Consider the following 16,970-nt stretch of genomic DNA (forward strand, 5'->3'; position numbering starts at 1 on the left):
CCAAGGAACCCCAGTGAAAAGGCTGACACAGGTCAGCGAATACCACACGCCCACAACACAATCAGGCGATCACGCGCCCCAACCCCACCCACCTGAACCCCTTCCACGGATTCAGGCTCAGGGGGCGGGGTGAGACGCTCCAGGCCGTCACGAAGCTCTCGCCCGGCAACGACCAGGGACTCTCCGATTTCGCCCACGGCGGAGGCGGCTGACGAATAGACGATCCGGTGACAGGATGGAGCGCGTGACTGCATCGAATACCGACCTCAGCTCCGGACTCGACCTCGAGTGGGTCGACGATTCCGTCCGCGTCCAGGACGACCTGTTCGCTCACGTCAACGGCAAGTGGCTCGAGTCGCACGTCATCCCCGACGACCGTTCCGTCGACGGCGCATTCCACGTGCTGCGCGACAACTCCGAGGAGAACGTGCGCGACATCATCACCGACTGCGCCTCGTCGAACCCGGAGAGCGGTTCCGACGAGCAGAAGATCGGCGACCTGTACGCGTCGTTCATGGACACCGACCACATCGAGGCCCTCGGGATCGGCCCGATCACCGGCGAACTGGAGAAGATCGCGGCCATCGACTCGCTCGAGGCGCTCGCCCGCCGGATCGGACGGTTACAGCGCCACGGCACCGGTGGCCTGTTCGGTTACTACGTCGACACGGATGCGAAGCAGTCAGACCGATACCTCGTGCACCTGACGCAGTCCGGTCTCGGACTTCCCGACGAGTCCTACTACCGGGAGGACAAGCACGCCGACACCAGGACGGCGTACGTCGCGCACGTCGAGCGCATGTTCGCGCTCGCCGGATTCGACGACGCCGCCGCCCGGGCCGCGACGGTCCTCGACCTCGAGACCGCCATCGCGGCTCAGCACTGGGACGTGGTCCGACGCCGCGATGCCGAGCTCACCTACAACCTCATGTCGCTCGACGAGTTGAGCACCACCGCAGACGGTTTCCCGTTTTCGGAGTGGTTCGGCGGACTCGGCACCAGCGGTGACGCGACCTTCGCCGAGGTCGTCGTCGCGCAGCCGTCGTTCCTGTCGGGCGTCGCCGGCCTCCTCACGGATCGCCCCCTCGACGAGTGGAAGACCTGGCTGACCTGGCGTCTCGTGCATTCGGCCGCGTCGTACCTGTCCGCACCGTTCGTCGACGAGAACTTCGACTTCTACGGCCGCATCCTGACCGGCGCGGAGGCCAACCGCGACCGGTGGAAGCGGGGCGTCGGGTTCGTCGAGGCCGCGATGGGATTCGCGGTCGGCAAACTCTATGTGGCCAAGCACTTCCCGCCCGAGGCCAAGGCACGGATGGACGAGCTGATCGCCAACCTGGTCGAGGCCTACCGCCGCAACATCTCCGAGCTACCGTGGATGACTCCCGAGACTCGGGAGAAGGCGTTGGTCAAGCTCGGCAAGTTCACCCCCAAGATCGGCTACCCGGCCAAGTGGCGCGACTACAGCTCGTTGAGCGTCGACCGCGGCGACCTCATCGGGAACGTCGCCCGGTCCGCGTCGTTCGAGCAGGACCGCGAGTTCGCCAAGATCGGCTCACCGGTCGACCACGACGAATGGTTCATGACGCCGCAGACGGTCAACGCCTACTACAACCCCGGCATGAACGAGATCGTGTTCCCGGCCGCGATCCTGCAGCCGCCGTTCTTCGACCCCGACGCCGACGACGCGGTCAACTACGGCGGCATCGGCGCGGTCATCGGTCACGAGATCGGGCACGGATTCGACGATCAGGGCGCGAAGTACGACGGCGACGGCAACCTCGTCGACTGGTGGACCGACACCGACCGGACCGAGTTCTCCTCGCGGACACGCAAACTCATCGACCAATACGGTGAGTTCACCCCGACCGGACTCGATCCCGAGCACAAGGTCAACGGCGACTTCACCATCGGTGAGAACATCGGTGACCTCGGCGGGTTGTCGATCGGACTCGTCGCGTACCAGATCGCGAACGAGGCGAGCGGGGCCCAACCGCCGATCATCGACGGCCTGACCGGAACACAGCGCGTGTTCTACAGCTGGGCGCAGATCTGGCGGACCAAGACCCGGGATGCCGAAGCCATCCGACGCCTCTCGATCGACCCGCATTCGCCGCCGGAGTTCCGGTGCAACGGCGTCGTCCGCAACATGGACGCGTTCTACGAGGCCTTCGACGTCAAGCCCGGGGACTCGCTGTACCTGGACCCCGCCGAACGCGTGCGGATCTGGTGAACGACGTGCCCGGCGGACCCGGTCCGCGCGACGAGGGTCCGCCGGGTACGGCCGCATCACTGGGTTTGGTCCGGGGACGCGAACTCACGGTCGCCCTGCTGCGACCGATCGGAGCCGCCGTCGTCCTGCTCGCCGGATACTTCCTGCTGCCCATCGACAAAGAGAGCGACCTGAACTATCTCGGCCTCGTAGTCGGGGCCGCGCTGCTGATCGCGTTCTGTGTCTGGGAGGTCCGCAAGTTCGCCGGCTCCGACCGGCCCGTCGCGACCGCGATGGAGATGCTGGTGGCGCTGGCCGGGTTCTACATCGTCGCGTTCGCGACGACGTACTTCCTGTTCTCCGAATACGATCCCGGCAGTTTCAACGCGTCGCTCACCCGGATCGACGCCCTGTACTTCTGCCTCACCGTGTTCACCACGACGGGTTTCGGCGACATCGCGCCGGATTCGCAGGGTGCGCGCGTCGCGGTGTCGATCCAGATGGCGAGCACCCTGCTGCTCCTCGGCCTGGGCGTGCGCTTCCTCAATCTGCTGGTGAACCAGCGACGCCAGGCCACCGGACGGTGACCTGGCGTCGCTGAACGGTCAGGCTCAGTAGTCGTCGTCGCCGTAGACGATCATGCCGCGGATGTTGTTACCCGCCAGCATGTCGTCGTAGGCCTCGTTGATCTGGTCGAGTCGGTAGGTGTTGGTCACCAGGTCGTCGAGGTTGAGCTTGCCGGCCCGGTACTCGTTCAGGAGCGCCGGGACCTGCGTGCGGGGGCTCGCACCGCCGAAGATGGCGCCCTGCACGCGCTTCTGCATGAGGGTGAGATCGAAGAGGTTCATCTGAGCGTCCATCGAGGCGAAGTTGCCCATGCCCACGACGACGACCTGCCCCGCCTTGCCGGTGAGCGCCAGAGCCGGGGCGATCATCGACCCGTCGATCTCACCCACCGTGAGGATGGTCGTATTGGCCATCTTGCCCCAGGTGATGTCACCGATCGCCTCGAGCGCCGCCTCCATCGACGGGAACGTGTGTGTCGCACCCAGCTTTTCGGCCATCTGCAACTTGAACGGCACCGGATCGACGGCGATGACGTTGCGCGCACCGGCCGCCGCGGCACCCTGCACCGAGTTGATACCGACACCACCGATGCCCACGACCACCACGGTGTCACCGGCGTGGGTGCCGCCGATCTCGACGGCCGAACCCCAGCCGGTCGCCACACCGCAACCGAGCAGCGCAGCCGTCTGGAGGGGGATGTCGTCCTCGATCTTGACCAGCGACGCCTGATTGACCGTGATGTACGGGGCGAAGGTGCCGAGCATGCACATCTGCACCAGGGGCACCCCGTCGTGGGTGTACGCGCGATTCGTGTCGTCGGCGATGGACAGGCCGGTCAGGAGACGCGCGCCCTCGTCGCAGATGTTCTGCTGACCGCGTGAGCACGGCTCGCACGTGCCGCACGCGGGGATGAAGGCGGTGACGACGTGGTCACCCTCCTTGAGGCGGGTGACACCCGGGCCCACCTTGGTGACGATGCCGGCGCCCTCGTGACCACCGAGTACCGGCATGGGTGCCGGGCTGTCGCCGGTCCGCAGGTGGTGATCCGAGTGGCACAGACCCGAGCTGACGAGTTTGACCTGGACTTCACCCGCGACCGGATCACCGAGCTCGAACTCCTCGATCTTCCACTCTTCGCCCGGATTGCGCAGAACTGCACCTTTGGTCTTCATTCGTGCTCCTCGCTCGTGCTACCCCGAATCGGGGCGTCAGATATCGCCGTCTGCTTATGCGACGTAGATCACATGGTGGTCCACCGATGACACCTTCGCAGGCGTTTCACGCAATCCATGGCACAGGATTGGGGGTGACGTTCCAGCCGAGGATTCTGTGGCGCGGCGACCGCTGTCCCGGCGGCCGGGAACCGCTGCACAGTCGACGGCAAAGGCGCACAGTCGACGAACGAGGCCGCACGGTCGACGACCACGGGTCCGACGCGACGACGGCGCCGGCCGGTCGGCACCACACCGCAAAGTACCTCGACGACAACAGAGTTGGCCGATCTCATGTCTGCGGATCGAGGAACGGGTTAGCGTCGGGGTATTCCACTTCCGAAGTGTCTGGCTGGTGATCTCATGACTCTCATCGAACACAAAGCGGAGGGCCGGCAGGACTTCTCGTCATTGCGACAAGGCGGTCTCAACTGGGACTCGTTTCCGTTGCGGCTCTTCGTGAAAGGCAACGCCCGGTTCTGGGACCCGGTCGCCATCGACTTCTCGCAGGACGCTCAGGACTGGGCGGAGCTCACCGACGAGCAGCGCCGGAGCGCCACCTATCTGGTGAGTCAGTTCATCGCCGGCGAGGAAGCGGTCACCCAGGACATCCAGCCGTTCATGAAGGCGATGGCGACCGAGGGCCGCTTCGGCGACGAGATGTACCTGTCGCAGTTCTGCTTCGAGGAGGCCAAGCACACCCAGGTGTTCCGGCGATGGATGGACGCCGTCGGCCTCACCGGCGACCTCCAGAACTTCGTCAGCGCGAATCCCTACTACCACCAGCTGTTCTACGAGGAGCTGCCGGCGTCCCTGCACATCCTCGACCACGACCCGTCGCCACGGAACCAGATCCGCGCCAGCGTCACCTACAACCACGTGATCGAGGGCAGCCTGGCACTCACCGGCTACCACGCGTGGCAGAAGGTCTGTACCCAGCACGGGATCTTCCCCGGGATGCAGAAGCTGATCCGGTTCATCGGCGACGACGAGCGCCGGCACATGGCGTGGGGAACCTTCACGTGCCGCCGGCACGTGGCGGCCGATGACTCGCTCTGGGACGTCGTCGGCGAACGCATGAACGAGCTGCTGCCGCTCGCCCTGGGCATGATCGAGTGGGTCAACCAGCAGTTCGAGGTCCAACCCTTCGGCCTCGACAACGACGAGTTCCTCGCCTATGCCGCCGACCGCGCCCAGCGCCGGCTGTCCGCCATCGAGTCCGCCCGGGGGCGCCCGGTCGCCGAGATCGACCTCGACTACTCCCCCGAGGTCCTCGAAGACCAGTTCGGCGAGGACGACGCCATCCGCCTGCAGATGTGACAGTCCCCCTGCTGGTTGAGCCGGCACCGAGCGGAGCCGCCGGGCCGAGCAAGCGACGAAGGAGCGCGTCGAGGTCGAGGCGCCGAGTCGAAGCCACCTGGTGACCCATCCGGCCGGACGTCAGCGCCGATCGAGGTCGACGACATCCCGGCTGCGCGACTCCACCAGCCGCCGGTCGTGGCTCACCAGCAGCAGACCGGCCCCGGCGGCGACGAGGTCGTCGAGCAGCGAGGCCACGGCGCGGGACGCGATCGGATCGAGCATCGCGGTCGGTTCGTCGCACAGCACGACCCGCGGTTGCTGCACCACGAGCCGCGCGAGGCACGCGCGCTGCAGTTGACCGTCACTGACCTGTGCGGGATAGCGGTCGAGCAGCGCCGGATCGAGTCCGACGCGCATCGCGGCACTCTCGACGTCACAGTCGCGTCGCGCGATCGTCGCGGGTTCGGCGACGATCCGGCGCAGCGTCCACCGCGGGTTGGTCACCAACCGCGGATGCTGGGCGAGCAGGCCGACATCCCCGGGACGCCGCCGGTCGCCGCACCACTCGACCGATCCCTCGGCCGGTGCGCTCAGCCCGGCGAGGATGCGCAGCAGCGTCGTCTTGCCACTCCCCGATCGCCCCACCACGCCGGTCACCGACCCGGCCGCCACGCCGACGTCGAGCGCGTCGAACACCACCGCGTCCCCGAAGCGCGCCGTGAGTCCCGTCCCGACGAGGAGGTCTCCCGTGGTCACGGCACCCTCTCGAAGAACCCGGCGACATAGGCGTCGTCGGAGTCGGCGATCTGATCGAGACGGCTGTGGTCGACGACCCGCCCCGCCCGCATGACGGCCACCGAATCGCACCCGCGGCGCATCGTCTCGACGTCATGCGTGATCACGAGGACCGCGGCGCCGCGCCGTGCGGTGTCGGCGAGGAGTTCCCAGATGTCGGCGGCGAGTTCGGCGTCGAGTGCGGAGGTGGGCTCGTCGGCGACGATCGTGTCCGGGTCGCCGGCCAGGGCCGCGGCGATCGCGGCGCGCTGTGCCATGCCGCCGGACAGCTCGTGGGGATACAACCGGAGCGCGTCGGGGTCGAGTCGTGCGCGCCGGCACAGCTCGACGGCGTCCTGCGTGCCGCCCAGGATGCCGATCACCTCGTCGAGCTGGGCTCCGACGCTACGCACCGGGGTGAAGGAGGTGGCCACCGATTGAGGCACGAAGCCGACGCGACGCCCGCGGACCTCGCGCCACCGACGGTCGTCCCCGAGCAGTTGGTGGTCGGTGAACTCCTGGCCGCCGACCCGCAGGCGCCCGGTCACCTCAGCGCCTGGCGGGAGCAGGCCGGACAGCACCGCCGCGACCATCGACTTACCGCAGCCGGACTCGCCCACGAGAGCGGTCAGCGTCCCCGCGGGCAACGGCAACGTGACGTCGTCGAGGACCCGGACCGCCGACCGGTTCCATCCGCTTCGGGTCACGATGTCGACCGTGACCCCGTCGAGTCCAGCACTCATCGCCACACCTCACCGGCCGGCGGCAACGTGGCTCGGCGCAGCGACGACGCCGCGGCCGCGCACGCAAGAGCAGTGACCATCAGGGCGACGCCCGGCACCACCAGCGTCCACCACGCACCGGTGAGGATGTCACCGCGCGCCTGACCGAGGAGCGTGCCCAGGCTCGCGGCATCCGGGGAGAGTCCGACGCCCAGGAACGACAGCGTCGTCTCGTGCCAGACCGCATGGGGCAGCAGCACTGTCATCACCACCAGTACCTGTCCGCTCACCGCGGGCGCGAGGTGACGCACCGCGATGAACGTGCGGGATGCGCCGGCCAGCCGGGCCGATTCCACCCACCCCGACGACATCGCCTCCAGTAGTTCGGCGCGCACCACCCGCGCCACGGCGGGCCAGTGGGTCAGGGCTATCGACGCGATGATCGCGACCGGCTCGCCTCGCCACATCGCAGCGATGACGACGCCGACGACCAGATGGGGCAACGCGTTGACGCCGTCGACGACGCGCATGATCACGGCGTCGAACCACCCGCCGACCGTCACCGCGCCCAGGCCCACGATGACGCCCAGGGCCGTTGCCAGGACCGCGCACGCGGCGGCGATCAGCAGCGAGATCCGCAGTCCTTCGGCGGTTCTGACGCGGAGGTCGTACCCGGAATGATCGGTCCCGAGCGCCGCCTCAGCACCCGGCGGCAGCAGTGAACGAGCGAAATCGGCGGTCTGGTCGCCTGCGACCACGGGCCACCCGACCGCCGTCACGACCAGAACTGCCAGCATCACCCACGGCGCGACGAGGGCCAGGCGGTGACCGACCGTCGCCCGAGGGCTCGTCAGCTGCATCGTCGACGCGCCACCCATCGTCGTCACGCGGTCAGTCCGATCCGCGGATCGATCGCCACCGCCGCCGCGTCGGACAGCGCCGACCCGAGGAGGACGAGCACGGCCGAACCGATGGCGAGTGCAGCGAGCAACGAGAAGTCCAGGGCGACGGCCGAATCGACCAGGGCTTCGGCGAGACCCGGCCATCCGAACACGGTCTCGACGATGGCCGCGCCGGCGATGAGTTCGGGCAGCCGGGTCCCGAGGAGTGCGAGTGTTGGCAGCACCGACACCGGAACCACGTGTCCTCGCAGCAGCGTCCACCCGTTCACGCCACGGGCACGGGCGGCCCGCACCGCGTCCGAACCGGTGGCCTCGACGACGGCCGCGCGCATGGTCAGGAGCAACCACGGAACCATCGACACCGTCAGGGCCAGGTACGGCAACACGGCATGGGTGACCAGCCCGTCGAGCGAGTAGTCGTCGCCGGGGCGTCGGGCGCCGGAGGTCGGGAACCAGCCGAGCGCGACCGCGAAGGTGCTGACCAGCACGAGCGACACCACGAACGGTGGGGTCGCGGCCAGCATGGCCGCCAGCGCCGTACACGCCCGATCCGACAGCCCTCCCCGCCGCATGCCGATGACGGCACCGCCGACGACGGCCATCAGCGCGGCGGACACCAGCGCGGCCGCCGACATCCCGAGGGTGAACGGAAGTCGTTGCGCAATCACATCTCCCACCGCCTGACCCTGGGTCGACGACCAGCCCAGATCGCCATGGAAGAGCGCGACCCACCAGTTCCACCAGGCGCTCAGCCAGTGCTGGTCCAGGTCGTATGCGGCCGCGATCGCCTCCCGCTGGGCGGGGGTCGCCGACTGGTAGTCGTCACCGAGATGCGCGGTGAGCGGATCGAAGGGCGACGCCGCGGCGACGGCGAAGATCCCCAGCGACACCAGGATCGTCGTGGGGATCATCAGTAGGACGCGCCGGAGCAGGAGCCGGCCGGCGCGGCGCACCCGCGAGTCGCGTCCACGCGATCGCGCACGCCGAGGCCGGTCGAGCCGGGGGCGATCGTCCGCGTCGATTTCGCGTGCAGACCCTACCGACGAGGTGAGCGCGGTCACGAAACCGGCTGCCAGGACGGGATGTTCCACCACGGACCCCAGGTCACCCCGTGCGAATGGGGCTCCAGAATCGGTGCGTCGTGCCGCCAGCCCTCGCCGCGGACGGCATAGGTGTGGTGGAGAAAGGCCAGGAAGACGTAGGACGGCTGGGCCGCATAGACCTGCTGGATGCGTTGGTAGCGCAGGTCGTTGTCCGGCCCGGGCGCGCTCGCGCGGGCCTCGTCGAGCAGCGCGTCCAGCCCGGGGGCGGTGAGGTCACCGGGGTTGGAGTACGGCGACGAGTCCGGAAACCGGGTGTGCAGCGTGTCGTAGATCTGCGAGTCGATGCTGTAGGGCGTCGCTCCCCCACCCAGAACCACTGCTGCCGTCGACAATTCGGAGTCGATGTCGTCCCAGCTGGTACCGCGGGTGAGCACCTCGACGCCGATCGGTTTCATCGCCGCCGCGAACGCGACCGCGAGGTCGCGGCGAAGGGTGTCCTGCGCGTTGTAGAGAAGCGGGAACGATGCGCGATCGGCGCCGCGGACACGTACGCCGTCGGCGCCCGTCCGCCACCCCGCGGCGTCGAGTGCCGCCCTCGCACCGTCGGCGTCGAACTCGAACTGCGCGCGCTCGTCGTAGACGCTCGCCCCGTACACCGGAGCGACCGGGGTGCTCGCGGGTTCGCCGTCGCCGGTGAGCACATCGTCGACGACGGCCTGCCGGTCGACCGCCAGGTTCATGGCGAGGCGCGCCGCCGGATCGGCGGTGAAGGGGTTCGTGCTCGGCAGCGAGATGCCGCGCCAGTCAGCGGATTTCACCGAGATCACGTCGATGCCGTCACGGCCCTCGAGGCCTTCGGCGAGTCTCGGCGGCAGATTCGCGCCGTCGATCTCGCCGGCCGCGATCCGCTGTGCGCGGGTGTTGTCGTCGGGCACGTGGGTGTAGACGAGGCGCTGCACCGCGGGCCGATTGCCCCAATGATCCTCACGCGCAACGAAAACGGCCTGGTCGGGTTCGAGCGATTCCAGCCGGTAGGCCCCAGTGCCCACCGGTTCGGTGTTCAGCGCCCACTCCGCGGCCGGCGCGTCCTCCACCCGTTCCGACGGTACGACGCCCACCAGGAGGTAGGGCGACGGATCGGCGTCGGTGTTCATCCGGACCGTCACCGCCCGCGGCCCGTCGGCCTCGACCGCGACGATCGGCGCGAAGTCGGTGGAGATCGACGACGCCACCCGCGGGTCGACGACCGCCCGATACGTCGCGACGACGTCGGCGGCGTCGAAATCGGTGCCGTCGGAGAACGAGATGCCGCTCTTGAGCGGCACCCGCCACGTCCGCGGCGCGACGCGCTCGGGCCGGGACTCGGCCAGGGCCGGGACGAGGTCGGGAACACGGTCGTCGCCGTCCGCGGCGGGGACGAGCAAGCCGTCGTAGACGGGTGAGACACCGAGCTGCGCGTAGCCCAGCATCGGGTTGAAGTCACCGAGCGCGTGGCCCTCCCCGAGCACGATCTGATCGGCCACCCTGGGCTGATCCGGCGCCGAGCAGCCGGCGAGTACGACAGTCGCGAGCAGCACAGCAGCTCCGGCCGTGGCGACTCCGCGAACGACCGACGACGCTCCCCCTACATCTGTGTGCACGGACATATGTTCTCCCAGACACACATTTGCCGCCACCGGGGGCGGCGGTGAACGATGGGCGGTATACCTGCAGCAACCCGAGAGGACGAGGAGAGCCGGTGACCGACTTCGACCCAGACTCGTTTGACGCGGACTCCTGGGCTGCACGGTTCATGCTGCTCAGCGATCCGAATCGGCTCCGGCTCGTCGCGGAGATGCATGCCCACCCGGGGTCGACCGTGGCCGAGCTCGCCACCCGCATCGGCATCACTGAGAACGCCGCGTCGCAGTCGATCCGCAAACTGCGCGACCAGGGGTGGGTCCGCTCGGAGAAGGCCGGCCGGATGGTCCACTACGAGGTGGTCGGCGACGCGATCGTGCACCGCATCCTGCACGACATCATCGGGGTCGGGCATCTGACCTCAGCGGATCGGCCGGATCGCGCCCACCCGGTGACAACGGATTAGAACACGTTCTAGTCTGGTCGACGTGGATGTCACCTTCGATGCGACCAAACGGGAACTGACGACCGACCAGGGCACGCTGCGCTATCACGAGGCCGGTGACGCCGACGCGCCGCCGTTGATCCTGTTGCACGGGTCCGGCCCCGGCGTGACCGGCTGGCGCAACTACCGCGGGAACCTCGGACACTTCGCGCAGACGCACCATTGTTTCGTTCTCGAGTTCCCCGGCTTCGGCGTCAGCGACGCCGTCGAAGGCCACCCGGTGCTGACCGCCGGCGGTTCGGTCATCCGGTTCATGGACGCGCTCGGCATCGACAAGGCCGCGATGATCGGCAACTCGATGGGCGGCGTCGTCGGCGTCAACCTGGCGATCAAGAAGCCCGAGCGCGTCGAGAAGCTCGTGACCATCGGCGGCGTCGGCCCGAATGTGTTCAGCCCCAGCCCCAGTGAGGGCCTCCGACTCCTGCAGGAGTTCACCGACGCCCCGGACAAGGACAAGCTCGTCCGCTGGCTCACCTCGATGGTCTTCGACCGCGCCCTGGTCACCGAGGAACTGATCGCCGAGCGCTGGGAGGCCGCCATCAATCCCGACGCGCAGAAGACGGCGCAGATGATGTACGGCTCGGCCGCATTCGAGATGCAGCAGCAGTTCATGGCCGCGTCCGACAACCCGCCGTACTGGGCGTCGATGCACAAGGTCGCCTGCCCGACGCTGCTGACCTGGGGCCGCGACGACCGTGTCAGCCCACCCGACATGGCGATGGTCCCGATGCGCCTCATCCCCGACGCCGAGCTGCACATCTTCCCGAGGTGCGGGCACTGGGTGATGATCGAGGCCAAGGCTGCGTTCGAGGCGACGGTGGGGGCCTTCCTCGCCCGGTGACATCGATGTGGGAGAGGTTCTCCCGGTCAAGCCCCCCGCGACCACAACAGGTACCCCACCGCGAGCGCGAACACACCGGGACCCAGACACACCAGGTGGTCGCGGGTCACCGCCTCGTCGAGGTCGGCGTCGGAGAGTCCGGCACGCATCGCGTGCTCGCGCAGGATGAGGCCGGAACGATCAGTGGGTATCGGGATCACGCGCACTTGGACGTGCGACGACCCCCTACGGTTCCATCCCCGCCCCCCTGGCCCGAAAGAATCACCGACTCATCCTGGTCCCTGATCCGAAGAACGACACAACCATTGCTCCCTGAGGTGCGAGGAGCTCCAGCGACGAGCGACGAGCGACTGAACTATTGCTCCCTGAGGTGCGAGGAGCGCAAGCGACGAGCCACGAAGGGCTCAGTGAGACGAGTCGCGACGACCCTTCGTGGCTCGCTTCGCTCGCACCTCAGGGAGCAGGGGTTGCGCGCGCACCTCAGGGAGCAGTAGTTGCGCTCGCTCCTCAGGGACCAGCGATCGACGCTCGTTAATTCCGTTGCGCCCCAGCATCCGACGCTGGCATAGTTCCCGTTCGGCACGAGGACCAGCAGACCGGAGCGGGGTACCGCGAAGTGTTTCTGCGCGTCGGAATCCTCGTCCGCCTTCAGATGGCAAGGGATACATCCCGAGCAGGTTCGAGTCCTGACATGGCACCGCTCCCGGGAGCACGGGCCGGCCGATCTTGTGGTCGTCGTCCGAGTCGTCCGCGACTCCGCGGCGCACCCCACCGGCTGGTCCACCCGCGAGCGGTGTCGCCATCCGAACCCATACCCGACCCGACAAGCATTGCGACGCAACGGAAGGAGGATCATCATGCTGTTCCACAACCGAATCACCGTCTCGCCGGGTCACACCGTGCTGGCCTACCGCGGTACCGCCGTCCAGGCCCTGCCCGCCGGCCGCCACCGTGTGCGCAAGCCTGACGCCACGTTCGACATCGACCTGCGTGAGCGACTGATCCCCGTCGCGCCGCAGGAGGTACTCACCGCCGACTCCATGTCGGTCCGTGTCTCGATGACGTTGCGCGCCTGCGTGATCGACGCGGTGGCCTTCGTCGAGCGGTCTGCCGACCCGATCGGCGCGGTCTACCTGGCCGCGCAGGTCGCGCTGCGCGAGGTCTGCGCCGGCGTGGGTTCGGACGACCTCGTCCGTCGCGGCGAAGCCGTCGACGTCACGCCGATCCGCGCCGCGGCTGCCGAGGTAGCCGGCACCGTCGGTCTGGAGGTTCTCGAGGTCGTCATTCGCGACGTCATCGTCCCGGCCGAGGTCCGCACCGCGGCCCTCGAGGTGATCACGGCGAAGACCCGCGGTCAGGCCAAGCTCGAGGCGGCACGCGCGGAGACCGCCGCGCTGCGCGCGCTGGCCAACGCGGGCCGGTTGCTCGATGCCCACCCGGCGCTGGCGCAGCTGCGCCTCGTCGAGGCGGTGCCGTATGGCGCTCGCGTCGTCCTCAGCGTCGGCGGCGCCGAGGCGCTGCCGGACGACGACTGACTTCCCGCGGTCCCGTTTCCGTCCCGCTGATCAGATCAGATCAGCGGCATGGAAATGGCGACGCGGGAACGGTTCTGGCACAACAAAAGCCCCGGCCGGAACGAATCCGGCCGGGGCCCTTGTTGTCTGCTGGTCACCCAGCGAAATCCCTACTTCGCAGCGAGGTTTTCGTTGGTCAGCTTGGTGACACCCTGCTCGGCCTTCTCGACCAGCGAGGCCGGCGGCTCGAAGTGCTTGCCGTACTTGCCCGCGAGTTCCTTGGCACGCGCGACGAAGCCGGGCAAGCCACCCTCGTAACCGTTGATGTACTGGATGACACCACCGGTCCAGGCGGGGAAGCCGATGCCGAAGATCGAACCGATGTTGGCGTCCTCGACCGAGGTGAGCACACCTTCGTCGAAGCACTTGACGGTCTCGAGGGACTCGGCGAAGAGCATGCGCTCCTTCATGTCCTCGAGCGGGATCTCCGTGGTGCCCGACTTGAAGTGCTCACGCAGACCCGGCCAGAGCTGGGTGCGCTTGCCGTTCTCGTCGTAGTCGTAGAAGCCCTTGCCGTCCTTCTTGGCGGTGCGGCCGTTCTCGACCATCCAGTCGACGACCGCGTTCGAGCCGTGCTGCGGAAGTTCCTTGCCCTCGGCCTTGGCCGCTGCCTCGGTCTCTTTGCGGATCTTCTGCGGCAGGGTCAGGGTCAGCTCGTCCATGAGCTGCAGCGGCGCGGCCGGGTAGCCGGCCTGGGTGCCCGCATGCTCGATGAACGCCGGCTCGACGCCCTCGCCGACGGCCGCGATGGCCTCGTTGACGAAGGTGCCGATGACGCGGCTGGTGAAGAAGCCACGGCTGTCGTTGACGACGATCGGGGTCTTGCGGATCGCCAGCGTGTAGTCGATGACCTTGGCCAGCACGGCATCCGAGGTCTTCTCACCCTTGATGATCTCGACCAGCGGCATCTTGTCGACCGGCGAGAAGAAGTGGATTCCGATGAAGTCCTCGGAACGCTTCACACCCTCGGCGAGGATGGTGATCGGCAGCGTCGAGGTGTTGGAACCCAGGACGGCGTCGGGCTCGACGATGTCCTCGATCTCCTGGAACACCTTGTGCTTGACCTCGACCGACTCGAAGGCGGCCTCGATGACGAGGTCGACGCCCTTGAAGTCGGCGGCGTCGACGGTCGGGTGGATACGGGCGAGCAGCGCGTCGCTCTTCTCCTGGGTGGTCTTGCCCTTGGCGAGAGCCTTCTCCTCGAGCTTCTCCGAGTAGCCCTTGCCACGCTTGGCGGCGTCGAGGTCGATGTCCTTGAGGACGACCTCGATGCCGGCCTTCGCCGACACGTAAGCGATTGCCGCGCCCATCATTCCGGCGCCGATGACGCCGACCTTCTTGGCGGTGAACTTGTCGTAACCCTCGGGGCGCGAGCCGCCGCCGTTGATGTGCTGCAGGTCGAAGAAGAACGCCTTGATCATGTTCTGCGCGACCTGGCCGGTGACCAGCGAGACGAAGTAGCGGGTCTCGATGATGTCGGCGGTGTCGACGTCGACGTAGGCGCCCTCGACCGCGGCGGCCAGGATGGCGCGCGGAGCCGGCATGTTGGCGCCCTTGATCTGCTTGCGCAGCAAGGCCGGCAGAGCCGGGAGGTTCGCGGCGAACGCCGGGTTGGTGGGGGCACCGCCCGGGATCTTGTAACCCTTGACGTCGAACGGCTGCTGAGCCTCGGGGTTCTCCTTGATCCATGCCTTCGCGGCGGGGATCAGTTCCTCGATGGAGCCGACGACCTCGTTGACCAGGCCGGTCTCCTTGGCCTTGGTCGGGTTGAAGCGCTGGCCCTGGAGCAGGACACCCATGAGGGCGTTCTGGATACCGAGCAGACGGACGGTACGCACGACGCCACCGCCGCCGGGCAGCAGGCCGAGGGTCGCCTCGGGCAGGCCGATCTGAACACCCTTGACGTCCGCGGCGATGCGGTAGTGGGTGTGCAGCGCGATCTCCAGGCCGCCGCCGAGCGCGGCACCGTTGATGGCGGCGACGACCGGCTTGCCCAGGGTCTCGAGACGACGCAGCACCTTCTTCATGGCGTTGGTGGTCTCGGTGATCTGCGTGGCGATCTCCTCCTTGGAGACACCGCTGCGATCGCTCGTCATGTCCTTGAGGTCGCCGCCGGCGAAGAAGGTCTTCTTCGCGGAGGTGAGGACGACACCGGTGATGTCGTCCTTCTCGGCCTCCAGGCGATCGACGGTCGCGGCCATCGACTCCTGGTAGAGCGCGTTCATCGTGTTGGCGCCCTGGTTGGGGTCGTCCATGGTCAGGATGACGACGCCGTCGGCGTCCTTTTCCCAGTTGATCATGTTGTCACTCATGGTGATTCGCAGAGTTCTTTCTCGTGAAGTGGTCATCGCTGCCCCCTGAGGAGCGAGCGAAGCGACGCGCCCCGTCGCCCCCTGAGGAGCGAGCGAAGCGAGCCTCGAAGGGTCAGAGACGCTCGATGACGGTCGCGACGCCCATGCCGCCACCGATGCAGAGGGTGATCAGGCCGTAGCGGCCGCCGGTGCGCTCGAGCTCGTCGAGGCAGGTGCCGTAGATCATCGCGCCGGTTGCACCGAGCGGGTGACCCATGGCGATCGCGCCACCGTTCACGTTGACCTTCTCGTGCGGGATCTTCAGATCCTTCATCCACTTCATGACGACCGAGGCGAAGGCCTCGTTCAGCTCGAACACGTCGATGTCGTCGACGGTCAGGCCGGCCTTCTTCAGCGCCAGCTCGGTGGCCGGAGTCGGGCCGGTGAGCATGATGGTGGGCTCGCTGCCGATCTCGGCGAAGGACACGACGCGGGCGCGCGGGGTCAGGCCGTTGCGCTTGCCCGCCTCCTCGCTGCCGACGAGCACGAGGCCCGAACCGTCGACGATGCCGGAGCTGTTGCCACCGGTGTGGACGTGGTTGATCTTCTCGACGCTCGGGTACTTCTGCAGCGCGACGTCGTCGAAGCCGGCCATGTCGGCGAGAGCTGCGAAGGCGGCCTTCAGCTTGCCGAGGCTCTCGACGGTCGAGCCGGGACGACGGTGCTCGTCGTGATCGAGGACGGTGACGCCGTTGATGTCCTTGACCGGAACCACGGACTTGGTGAAGTAGCCGCTGTTCCATGCCTTTTCGGCACGAGCCTGCGACTCGGCCGCGTAGGCGTCGACATCCTCGCGCGAGAAGCCCTCGATGGTGGCGATCAGGTCGGCACCGATACCCTGCGGGACGATGTAGTGGTCGTATGCAGTGGCCGGGTCGGTGAACAGCGCACCGCCGTCGCTGCCCATCGGGACGCGCGACATCGACTCGACGCCACCGGCGAGAACCAGGTCGTCGAAGCCGGAGGCGACCTTGGCCGAGGCCAGGTTGACGGCCTCCAGACCCGAGGCGCAGAAGCGGTTGATCTGGGTTCCCGGGACGGTCTCGGGGAGACCGCTGTTGAGGGCGGCGGTGCGCGAGATGACCGCGCCCTGCTCGCCGACCGGGGAGACGACACCGAGGATGACGTCGTTGACGTCGGCCGGATCGAGGCCGCCGTGACGCGACAGGACCTCGTTGATGAGACCGGAGACCAGGTCGACCGGCTTCACGCTGTGCAGCGAACCGCCGCGCTGCTTGCCACGAGGCGTACGGATCGCCTCGTAGATGAATGCTTGATCAGGCACGAAAGTGTTCCTTTCACACGAACCACTGGTTGGTTACCCACCGAGGCTAACGCGGAATAAC

15 protein-coding genes are annotated in these 16,970 nt (G+C 67.8%); 6 read left to right on the forward strand and 9 right to left on the reverse strand.

The window, feature by feature from the left end; all coding sequences use genetic code 11:
- Positions 1-235 precede the first annotated feature (235 nt).
- Entirely contained in the window at positions 236-2,233 is a 1,998-nt protein-coding gene (locus tag M4D77_RS01555) for a M13 family metallopeptidase (RefSeq protein WP_259935359.1), read from the forward strand.
- Positions 2,230-2,799: a potassium channel family protein gene (locus tag M4D77_RS01560; RefSeq protein ID WP_205333648.1), complete on the forward strand. Its 570-nt coding sequence runs from the start codon at positions 2,230-2,232 to the stop codon at positions 2,797-2,799. The genes M4D77_RS01555 and M4D77_RS01560 overlap by 4 nt, the downstream gene beginning before the upstream one ends.
- Positions 2,800-2,823: 24 nt before the next feature.
- On the opposite strand, the gene M4D77_RS01565 is transcribed toward M4D77_RS01560, so the two are convergent.
- Positions 2,824-3,951: an NDMA-dependent alcohol dehydrogenase gene (locus tag M4D77_RS01565; protein ID WP_065630320.1), complete on the reverse strand. Its 1,128-nt coding sequence runs from the start codon at positions 3,949-3,951 to the stop codon at positions 2,824-2,826.
- 402 nt (positions 3,952-4,353) lie between these two features.
- On the opposite strand from M4D77_RS01565, the gene M4D77_RS01570 reads away from it, so the two are divergent.
- Positions 4,354-5,310: a R2-like ligand-binding oxidase gene (locus M4D77_RS01570; RefSeq protein WP_259935360.1), complete on the forward strand. Its 957-nt coding sequence runs from the start codon at positions 4,354-4,356 to the stop codon at positions 5,308-5,310.
- A gap of 120 nt (positions 5,311-5,430) precedes the next feature.
- Here M4D77_RS01570 and M4D77_RS01575 read toward each other — a convergent pair whose 3' ends face one another.
- The 5 genes from M4D77_RS01575 to M4D77_RS01595 are packed head-to-tail and all read right to left on the reverse strand — an operon-like array spanning position 5,431 to position 10,379.
- The gene (locus tag M4D77_RS01575) at positions 5,431-6,048 is read right to left on the reverse strand and encodes an ABC transporter ATP-binding protein (RefSeq protein WP_259935361.1); all 618 of its coding nucleotides are present in this window, start codon (positions 6,046-6,048) and stop codon (positions 5,431-5,433) included.
- A complete protein-coding gene (locus M4D77_RS01580; RefSeq protein WP_259935362.1) occupies positions 6,045-6,809 on the reverse strand; it encodes an ATP-binding cassette domain-containing protein in 765 nt (254 codons plus the stop codon). Before M4D77_RS01580 ends, M4D77_RS01575 begins: the two co-directional genes overlap by 4 nt.
- Positions 6,806-7,648: an ABC transporter permease gene (locus M4D77_RS01585; protein WP_259935409.1), complete on the reverse strand. Its 843-nt coding sequence runs from the start codon at positions 7,646-7,648 to the stop codon at positions 6,806-6,808. Before M4D77_RS01585 ends, M4D77_RS01580 begins: the two co-directional genes overlap by 4 nt.
- 23 nt (positions 7,649-7,671) lie before the next feature.
- A complete protein-coding gene (locus M4D77_RS01590; RefSeq protein WP_259935410.1) occupies positions 7,672-8,766 on the reverse strand; it encodes an ABC transporter permease in 1,095 nt (364 codons plus the stop codon).
- Positions 8,748-10,379, reverse strand: coding sequence for an ABC transporter substrate-binding protein (locus M4D77_RS01595; RefSeq protein ID WP_259935363.1), 1,632 nt, complete (start codon positions 10,377-10,379; stop codon positions 8,748-8,750). Before M4D77_RS01595 ends, M4D77_RS01590 begins: the two co-directional genes overlap by 19 nt.
- A 146-nt stretch (positions 10,380-10,525) precedes the next feature.
- Here M4D77_RS01595 and M4D77_RS01600 point away from each other — a divergent pair, with 146 nt between their 5' ends.
- Together M4D77_RS01600 and M4D77_RS01605 are read left to right on the forward strand one after the other, a co-directional pair.
- Positions 10,526-10,819 carry a helix-turn-helix transcriptional regulator gene (locus M4D77_RS01600; protein ID WP_259935411.1) on the forward strand — a complete coding sequence of 98 codons (294 nt, stop codon included), beginning with the start codon at positions 10,526-10,528 and terminating at the stop codon, positions 10,817-10,819.
- A gap of 22 nt (positions 10,820-10,841) precedes the next feature.
- Complete coding sequence (locus tag M4D77_RS01605; protein WP_211539459.1) at positions 10,842-11,699, forward strand: alpha/beta fold hydrolase; 858 nt, start codon at positions 10,842-10,844, stop codon at positions 11,697-11,699.
- A gap of 26 nt (positions 11,700-11,725) precedes the next feature.
- On the opposite strand, the gene M4D77_RS01610 is transcribed toward M4D77_RS01605, so the two are convergent.
- On the reverse strand, positions 11,726-11,899 hold the full coding sequence (locus tag M4D77_RS01610; protein ID WP_254661210.1) for a hypothetical protein: 174 nt from the start codon (positions 11,897-11,899) through the stop codon (positions 11,726-11,728).
- Positions 11,900-12,556: 657 nt separating this feature from the next.
- On the opposite strand from M4D77_RS01610, the gene M4D77_RS01615 reads away from it, so the two are divergent.
- Positions 12,557-13,234 (forward strand): slipin family protein, encoded by a 678-nt coding sequence (locus M4D77_RS01615; RefSeq protein ID WP_259935364.1) that lies wholly within the window; start codon positions 12,557-12,559, stop codon positions 13,232-13,234.
- Positions 13,235-13,383: 149 nt separating this feature from the next.
- Here M4D77_RS01615 and M4D77_RS01620 read toward each other — a convergent pair whose 3' ends face one another.
- Positions 13,384-15,585, reverse strand: coding sequence for a 3-hydroxyacyl-CoA dehydrogenase NAD-binding domain-containing protein (locus M4D77_RS01620; RefSeq protein ID WP_065630312.1), 2,202 nt, complete (start codon positions 15,583-15,585; stop codon positions 13,384-13,386).
- A gap of 112 nt (positions 15,586-15,697) precedes the next feature.
- Positions 15,698-16,909: an acetyl-CoA C-acetyltransferase gene (locus M4D77_RS01625; RefSeq protein ID WP_058252264.1), complete on the reverse strand. Its 1,212-nt coding sequence runs from the start codon at positions 16,907-16,909 to the stop codon at positions 15,698-15,700.
- Positions 16,910-16,970 lie beyond the last annotated feature (61 nt).

The sequence above is a fragment of the Gordonia sp. p3-SID1431 genome (assembly GCF_025143765.1).
GTDB lineage: Bacteria > Actinomycetota > Actinomycetes > Mycobacteriales > Mycobacteriaceae > Gordonia > Gordonia hongkongensis.